3 protein-coding genes are annotated in these 7,873 nt (G+C 65.0%); all 3 read left to right on the forward strand.

Annotated features, from left to right (window positions below):
- Positions 1-2 precede the first annotated feature (2 nt).
- The 3 genes from Q0K00_RS05270 (at position 3) to Q0K00_RS05280 (ending at position 7,482) form a co-directional block, all read left to right on the forward strand.
- On the forward strand, positions 3-1,550 hold the full coding sequence (locus Q0K00_RS05270; RefSeq protein ID WP_297227870.1) for a Na+/H+ antiporter NhaC family protein: 1,548 nt from the start codon (positions 3-5) through the stop codon (positions 1,548-1,550).
- A gap of 281 nt (positions 1,551-1,831) precedes the next feature.
- The gene (locus tag Q0K00_RS05275) at positions 1,832-5,410 is read left to right on the forward strand and encodes an FAD-binding and (Fe-S)-binding domain-containing protein (protein WP_297227872.1); all 3,579 of its coding nucleotides are present in this window, start codon (positions 1,832-1,834) and stop codon (positions 5,408-5,410) included.
- A gap of 8 nt (positions 5,411-5,418) precedes the next feature.
- The gene (locus Q0K00_RS05280; protein ID WP_297227874.1) at positions 5,419-7,482 is read left to right on the forward strand and encodes a hypothetical protein; all 2,064 of its coding nucleotides are present in this window, start codon (positions 5,419-5,421) and stop codon (positions 7,480-7,482) included.
- The last annotated feature ends 391 nt before the right edge of the window (positions 7,483-7,873 follow it).

Consider the following 7,873-nt stretch of genomic DNA (forward strand, 5'->3'; position numbering starts at 1 on the left):
TCATGGAGCCGTTTGAAGCCGCGGGCTGGTTGTCGCTGCTGCCCCCCATCATCGCCATCACCCTGGCCCTGCTGACCAAGGAAGTCATCTCCTCGCTCTTCCTCGGCATCCTCAGCGGGACCGTCATCCACACCATCGGCACCGGTACCGGCCCCCTGCTGGTCAAACCTGTGGAAACGGCCTTCGCCGTCATGGTCAGCAAGCTGGACTTCAACATCATCCTGTTCTGTACCCTGCTGGGCGCGCTGGTCTACGTCATCGCCATGGCGGGCGGCACGCGCGCGTACGGCAAGTGGGCAACGCGCCACATCAAGAGCCGACGCTCGGCCATGCTGTCCACCTCCGGCCTCGGGGTCTTCATCTTCATCGACGACTATTTCAACTGCCTCACCGTGGGTACGGTCATGCGCCCCGTGACGGACAGCTTCCGCATCTCCCGCGCCAAGCTGGCCTACATCATCGACGCCACCGCCGCTCCCATCTGCATCATCGCCCCCATCTCCAGCTGGGCGGCGGCAGTCGGCAGCAATCTCAAGGCCACCGGCGCCTTTGAAAGCGACTTCGCGGCCTTCGTCTCCACCATCCCCTACAACTTCTACGCGCTGCTGTCGCTGGTCATGGTCGTCATGGTCTGTCTGGGCCGCTTCGACTTCGGGCCCATGCGCAAGGCCGAGGAAAAGGCCCTCAAGGGCGATGTGGGCGCCAGCGGGGAAGAGAGCGAAGAGTCCCGCCGTCAGCCCGAAGTCACCGGCAAGGGCCATCTGGCCGACATGCTCGTGCCCATCGGCAGCCTCATCGTCTTTGCCGTGCTGGCCCTGCTCTACAACGGCGGCTACTGGGGCGACGACCCGCAGTATCATACCCTTGCCGCGGCCTTCGGCAACTGCACGGCCGCCAAGGCCCTCGTGCTGGCCTCCTTCGGCGCCATGGTGGTGGCCTTCATCCAGTTCGTGGCTCTGGGGCGCATGTCCCTCAAGACCTTCATGGACGGGGCCACGCAGGGCATGAAGGCCATGATGCCCGCCAACATCATCCTCGTGCTGGCCTGGACCATCTCCGGCGTCTGCCAGAACCTGCTCCAGACGCCCGCCTATGTGCGTACCCTGGTGGAGGCCGACGGCGGCATGACCGGCGGCCTGCTGCCGGCCATCATCTTCGTGCTGGCGGGCTTCCTCAGCTTTTCCACGGGGACGGCCTGGGGGACCTTCGGCATCCTCATCCCCATCGTCGTGCCTGTGGCCCAGCAGGTGGATCCCAGCCTGGTGCTGGTCTGCCTTTCCGCGACGCTGGCCGGCAGCGTGTTCGGGGACCACTGTTCCCCCATCTCCGATACCACCATCCTTTCCAGCGCCGGCGCGGCCTGCACCCACATCGAACATGTGTCCACCCAGATGCCGTATGCCTGCATCGTGGCGGCCAGCAGCCTTGTGGGCTATGTGGTGGCGGGCTTTACCGGAGGGTCCCTGCCCGCCAGTCTCGGCGTCGCGCTCGTGGTCATGATCGCCGCCATGCTCGTGTTGCGGCGCAGGAGCGATCAGGCAGCCGCCTGATGTCTCTCCTTTCTGATGGAAACTCAGCATCCCGTCCGCGCCGCATCGCGGACGGGATGCTGTCATTTGACCTCATGGCGCGAAGGCCCGCCCGCCTGCCGTCCTCCGTCCTGCCCTTGCGGGAAAAACATCCCTCCGGGGCGTATGGCGGCGGCTTGCCAAGCGGGATTGATACGGATAAAAAAGAGTTTTCCGGCTTCACGCATGGTTGTCGAACCTTCATGTGCCCGCATGGCCCGACAGGCCGCCGACAACCGCATCCCGCAAGGTAGGTACAGGTCATGGCCCACAAGGGACCGCATATCTCCATATCGCCCGATTACGTCGTCAACCGCATTCTGCGCATCAATATCAGCGACTTCGAAGAGTGGCCGGAATCCGTGCGCCATCTGGCCATCGCCATAGCCGAAGAGCTCTTCCTGGTGGCCTACAATCCCTTCATCGACGCCGACACGGTGCGTGCCAGCGTGCGGGAACGCTTTGAGCGCGAGGCGCTGGCGCTGGCGCATTACTACGCCACGGCCATCAGCGAAGGCATCACCATGTTCTGGTCCGCCTACGAGGCGGAAGCCGATTTCCGTCAGCGGCTGGCGGACACCCTGCGCGGGATGCTGCCCGCCGAATGCGTGCTGACCCATCCGGCGGCTCTCGTGGAGACCGCCACCGACGCCACGGACCTGCGCATGGAACTGCCCCTGCTGGTGGTGGAGCCGGACAATACCGAACAGGTGGCCGCACTGGTCAAACTGGCCAATGACATGAAATTCGCCCTCATCCCACGCGGCGGCGGTTCCGGCGCGACGGGCGGGGCCGTGCCCGCGCGGCGGCGTACAGTCATCGTCAGCCTTGCGCGGCTGACGCATATCGGCCCCATCGACCTTGAGGCCATGACGGTCACCTGTCAGGCCGGGGCCAACACGCAGGCCGTCATCACCGCCGTGGACGAGAAAGGCGCGCTCTTCTCCGTGGACCCGGCCTCCAAGCAGGCCGCTTCCATCGGCGGCAACATCTCGGAGAACGCCGGCGGCCCCATGGCCTTCGAGTACGGCACCACACTGGACAATCTGCTGTGGTGGCGCATGGTCACGCCCACGGGAGAGATCATCACCGTGGAGCGGGAGAACCATCCCCGCCACAAGATCCTGCCTGAAGAGACGGCCGTTTTCGTGGTCAAGGACGTGAGCGGCGGCGTGCGCAACGTGGTGCACCTGCGCGGCGACGAGATCCGTCTGCCCGGCCTCGGCAAGGACGTGACCAACAAGGCCCTTGGCGGTCTGCCCGGTATGCAGAAGGAAGGGGTGGACGGCATCATCACCGAAGCCTGTTTCATCCTGCATCCCAAGCCGCGCTACAAGCGCGTCATGGTGCTGGAATTTTTCGGCCGCTCCATGCATCCGGCGGCCGTGGTGGTGCGCGAGCTGGTGAGCCTGCGCAACCGTATCCGGGAAGAGGGCGACTACGCCCATCTTTCCGCGCTGGAAGAATTCAACGCCAAGTACGTCCAGGCCATCGACTACAAACGCAAGTCCCGCAAATTCTCGGATCTGCCCATCTCCGTCATCATCCTGCAGGTGGACGGCGACGACCCCTATCTACTGGACAAGTGCGTGGGCGACATCGTGTCCGTGGTGGAAGAGCAGGAAAACGTGGACATCATCGTGGCGCAGGACGACAAGGAGGCCGAACGCTTCTGGGAAGACCGTCACCGCCTGTCCGCCATCGCCAAGCGCACCTCCGGCTTCAAGCTCAATGAGGACGTGGTCATCCCCATGGACCGCATCCCGGATTTCGCGCTCTTCCTCGAGCAGCTCAATCTGGAATGCACGGCGCAGGCCTATCGCTACGCGCTGCAGGAGGTAGGCCGCCTGCCCGGCTTCCCCATGGAAGAAAAGGAGTTCAACCGCGAATTCTCCTTTGCCTCCAAGGTGGCCACGGGCGATGTCAGCGCCACGGAGCTGTCGGATACCGAACTCTGGGGGCGGGCGCAGACCTACATGGACAGCCTGCTGGAGAAATATCCGCATCTGACCCGCAAGCTCAACAAGATACGCGACTACATGGATGCCGGACGCATCGTGGTGGCCAGCCACATGCACGCCGGGGACGGCAACTGCCACGTCAACATCCCGGTCAACTCCAATGACCATCACATGCTGGAAGAAGCCGAGGAGACGGCCGCCCGCGTCATGGCCGAATGTCAGGAGATGGGCGGCGAGGTCTCCGGCGAACACGGCATCGGCATCACCAAGATCGCCTTTTTCGGCAAGGAGAAGATGGAGGCCCTGCGGGCCTTCAAGGAGCGTGTCGACCCGCGCGACATCATGAACCCGGCCAAGCTCGTGCACCGCGAGCTGCCCGTGCGCCCCTTCACCTTCTCCTTCAACCATCTCATCCGCGACATCAACGACAGCGGCCTGCCGGACAAGGAGAAGCTCACCGACCTGCTGGCCGCCGTGCAGGTGTGCACGCGCTGCGGCAAGTGCAAGCACGTCTGCCCCATGAACTACCCCGAACGCAGTATGCAGTACCATCCCCGCAACAAGAACATGGTGCTCGGCATGCTCATCGAGGCGGTCTATTATTCGCAGGTCAACAAGGGCAGCATCGACGACGAGCTCCTGCGCTGGCTGCGGGATCTCGTGGAGCACTGCACGGCCTGCGGTCGCTGCCGCGCCAATTGCCCGGTCAAGATCCCCTCCGGCGATGTGGCCCTGTCCCTGCGGGCCCTGCTGGAGCACGAGGATGCCGGCGGCCATCCTCTCAAGAAGAAGGCGCTGGAGTGGCTGGTGCGGGACGTGGAGAACCGCGTGCCCAAGGCCGCCAAGATGGCCTCGCTGGGGCAGAAGATGCAGAACCGTCTGCTGGGCTTCATCCCCGAGGTCTGGAAGCGCCGGATGCAGAGCCCGCTCTTTTCCGGGCGCGGCCCCAAGGTCGGCTATACCAATCTGTACGAGGCGCTGCGCCTGCACAGAGGGTCGGTATTCTCGCCCACCGAGGTCGCACAGGGCACGCCGTGCGTCATCTATTTCCCCGGCTGCGGCGGGGGCCTCTTCTATGACCGCATCGGCCTTTCGAGCATCATGCTGCTGTTGCGGGCCGGTTTTGCCGTGGCGGTGCCGCCGCGTCATCTCTGCTGCGGCTATCCGCTGCTGGCGGCGGGCATGGATACGGCCTTTGACGACAATCTTTCCCACAACCGGCAGTACCTGTCAGCCATGATCCGCAATCTGGGCAAGCAGGGCTTCGAGGTGGCCCATCTGGTGACCTCCTGCGGCACCTGCCTTGACGGCCTGGAACGTATCGGCCTGACCGAACAATTCACGGGCCTGGGCCAGCGGGACATCCTCCAGCTCGTCCTGCCGCTGCTCAAGAAAGACCAGCTGGAGCACCCCCTGCCCCCCGGCACGAGCCTTGTCTATCATGCCTCCTGCCACAGCGAATGGGCGGGCATCCCGGCGGCCAAGGGACAGAAGCAGATCGTGGCCGCCCTGTCCAACTTCTCCGGCGCCAAGGTGCTGCTCAACAGCGGCTGCTGCGGCGAATCCGGTATGGGGGCCCTGACCTCGCCGCAGATCTACAATCTGCTGCGCTCGCGCAAGCAGATCAGCCTGCAGCAGACCTTTGCCGGCATCGACGGACCGGAGGCCGCGGGCAAGAGCGGCACCCTCCCGCCCGTGCTGGTCGGCTGTCCTTCCTGCAAGATCGGCATCGGCCGCTGCCTCATCAATCTGCATGACAAGCGTCCTGTGCTGCATGTGGCCGAATGGGTGGCCGGCATGATAGACGGAGAGGACAGGCGGCAAAGCTTCCGGCGGCGCGCCAATGAGACCCGGGGCGACGTGCGGGTGGTGAAAGGCTAGGCAGCGCCATGCGTGGTCCGGCGGTCCTGTTGCGCCCGGAGGAACTGTACAGGCCCTCACGTCTGTGCTGCCTGCTGGCGCTGGTGCTCATGCTGCCCTTTTTCTGGGGCTTTGCCTTCGTCTTCCCGCAGGGGCAGGACTTCGAGCACATGAGCCGCGCCATGTGCTTCCTGGACCTGCCCGGCGGCCTGTACGAGATGGGCAGGCAATGGCTGTACGCCGGGGGCCGCTACGGACTGCACTTCCTGCAGACCTTTCTGGGCCGCGCGCCGGAATCTCTGCTGCTCAACGGGGCCATCTGTCTGCTTTCGCTGGCGAGCTACGGGCTGGCCGTCTACGGGCTGGCCCGGCTGGCCGCGCCCGCCATCCCCCACAGGCTGGGGCTGTTCTGCGGTCTGCTGACCATGCTCGGCCTATGCGCCTGCCACCCGCAGGCCCAGCAGTTCTACAATCTGACCCAGAGCCTTTCCCTCGTCCTGCCCGGGGGCCTCTGGCTCTGTTTCCTGCTGACCATCTGCCGTCTCTGGCTGGCGGACCCCTTTGCCCGGACGCGGCGCAGTCGGCAGGCCATGCTGGTCGCCTTCCTCACGGTCGGACTGGGGGAGATGTCCGCCCACGCGGCGCTGGCGCTGGCGCTGGGCACCTGGCTGCTGGCCGCGCTGCATCGACACCCTGTGCGCCGGGAGCTGCTGCGGGTAGTGCTGGTCACGGCCGTGTGCACCCTCATCGTTTTCATCTCGCCCGGCCGCTGGGCCACGCAGGCCGCCCATCCCTTGCCCGAGGTCTGGGAAGATTTCCAGCGCGACTGGTGGCGGGGGCTTGCCGGACTCCGCTTCCCTCTGTGGGCCGTCCCCATCCTGGCGCTGGCCCTGCTGCTGCCCCATGCGCTGGGTGAAGGCCGCATCGGCGGACAGCCGCTCGCGCCGGACATACCGCCTCTGCGGCCGGGCTGGCTGACGGTGCTTGCCCTTACGGGCTTTGTGCTCGTCTCCCTGAGCATGACGGCCTTGCACGCGGCAGGCGATGCGTTCAGTCTGACGGATGAAGGCCTTTCCTCCGTGTTGGCCATTTACGGCGCCGCGACCCTGATCCTTGCGCTCTACCCGTGGCTGGGCCGCTGGAATCTGCGACTGCTGCAACACGGCGGACGCCTCGCCCTGCTGCTGACGGCCGCCCTTTTCGCCCTCTGCCTCACCCCCAACTGGCGTCAGGCCGCGGAACATGCTGCCGCAGGCGACTGGGTCATCAGCGGCGACAATATCCAGGATCGTTATAACTGGCTCTGGGATCTGGGGCGAGCCTATACGCCGCTGGATGCTCCCATGCGTCTCGGTCTGCTCGGACAGCACAACTATCCCGGCAGCCCCCGGCTGACGGTCGATCCCCATCTGCCGCAGGTCGCCGTACGCGCCCTGTCGGAAACAGCCGCACCCGTCCTGAGCGGCGAAAGCCTGCGCCTTTCCCCACAGCACTGGCCCAATCCCTGGGTGGCATGGTTCTTTGGTCTGGGCAGCGTACGCATGGCCTATGCGCACTGGCAGGAAGAATGGACGGAACCGCTGCGCCAGTTCTCTCGCGGAGAGATCACGGCCGCCCGGGCCGGTTCCCCGTTGATCCTGCGCGTGCCTGACGCTCTGCGGCAGCGCGGTCTGGACAACGCATGGCTCGCCGCCAGCCCGGCGGACCCCAATGCCACGTTCTCGCAGGTCTGGCTGGTGCTTGACAGCGCCGCCCCCCTGCCGACGGAGGTCGCCTTTTCTCTGGAAGTCTGGCGTCTCAATCCTGTGGATGCCCGACGCATGTTACCCATCCCGACGCAGATCGTCCTGGCGCGGGAACTGCTGGCGCAGGAGCCGCAGGACCGCGCGACGCAAGAGCTGTGGCTGCGTCTGGCCGCCAGCCGTATGCCGCTGGTACGGGCACTGCTGGACGGCGACAGCGGACGTACAGTCTACGCCGTACCGCTCGGCATGATGCCGCAGCACATGGACAGGCTGCCGGGGATCATCCTGTCGCTTGACGGACAGACGTATGCCCTGCCCGGCGACGCGACGGCCCTGACCTACCCCTGACCACCAGATACGCCCCTCAAAGGGTCGCAACGGCCTGTGAATCCGGAGGGCCGCGTCCGACACCACCAGTCCAACAAAAGGCGGCCTGACGGACCTTTGCGCCCATATCCGTCCGTTTGACAGATCTTGGGCAGTGCCTGCCGCCGACTCATCCCGTCCCCTGCCCTGCCTGAAGTATTTTGCCTTTGAAGAAGATGGAACGCGAAGCGGCGGCAACAGTGTCGCCCGGCCCAAGGTGGGCGCAAAAACCGCGTTTTTCCTACGAAACGACAGGCCGCCGGTTGGAAACGCAAAGCGTTTCAAACGGAAGATGCTCTAGATGTTGTGTTCCGATAGGTTGTTCACCCTTTCCTCATTCGGTAAGTTGGAAGTTACCAGACAAACCAACAAG

Source organism: uncultured Desulfovibrio sp., assembly GCF_944327235.1.
In the GTDB taxonomy this organism is placed as follows: domain Bacteria; phylum Desulfobacterota; class Desulfovibrionia; order Desulfovibrionales; family Desulfovibrionaceae; genus Desulfovibrio.

What these genes read in the sequence shown, in the direction of transcription:
- Q0K00_RS05270 (WP_297227870.1), top strand. Translation starts at nt 3, where the DNA reads ATGGAGCCGTTTGAAGCCGCGGGCTGGTTGTCGCTGCTGCCCCCCATC.
- Q0K00_RS05275 (WP_297227872.1), top strand. Translation starts at nt 1,832, where the DNA reads ATGGCCCACAAGGGACCGCATATCTCCATATCGCCCGATTACGTCGTC.
- Q0K00_RS05280 (WP_297227874.1), top strand. Translation starts at nt 5,419, where the DNA reads ATGCGTGGTCCGGCGGTCCTGTTGCGCCCGGAGGAACTGTACAGGCCC.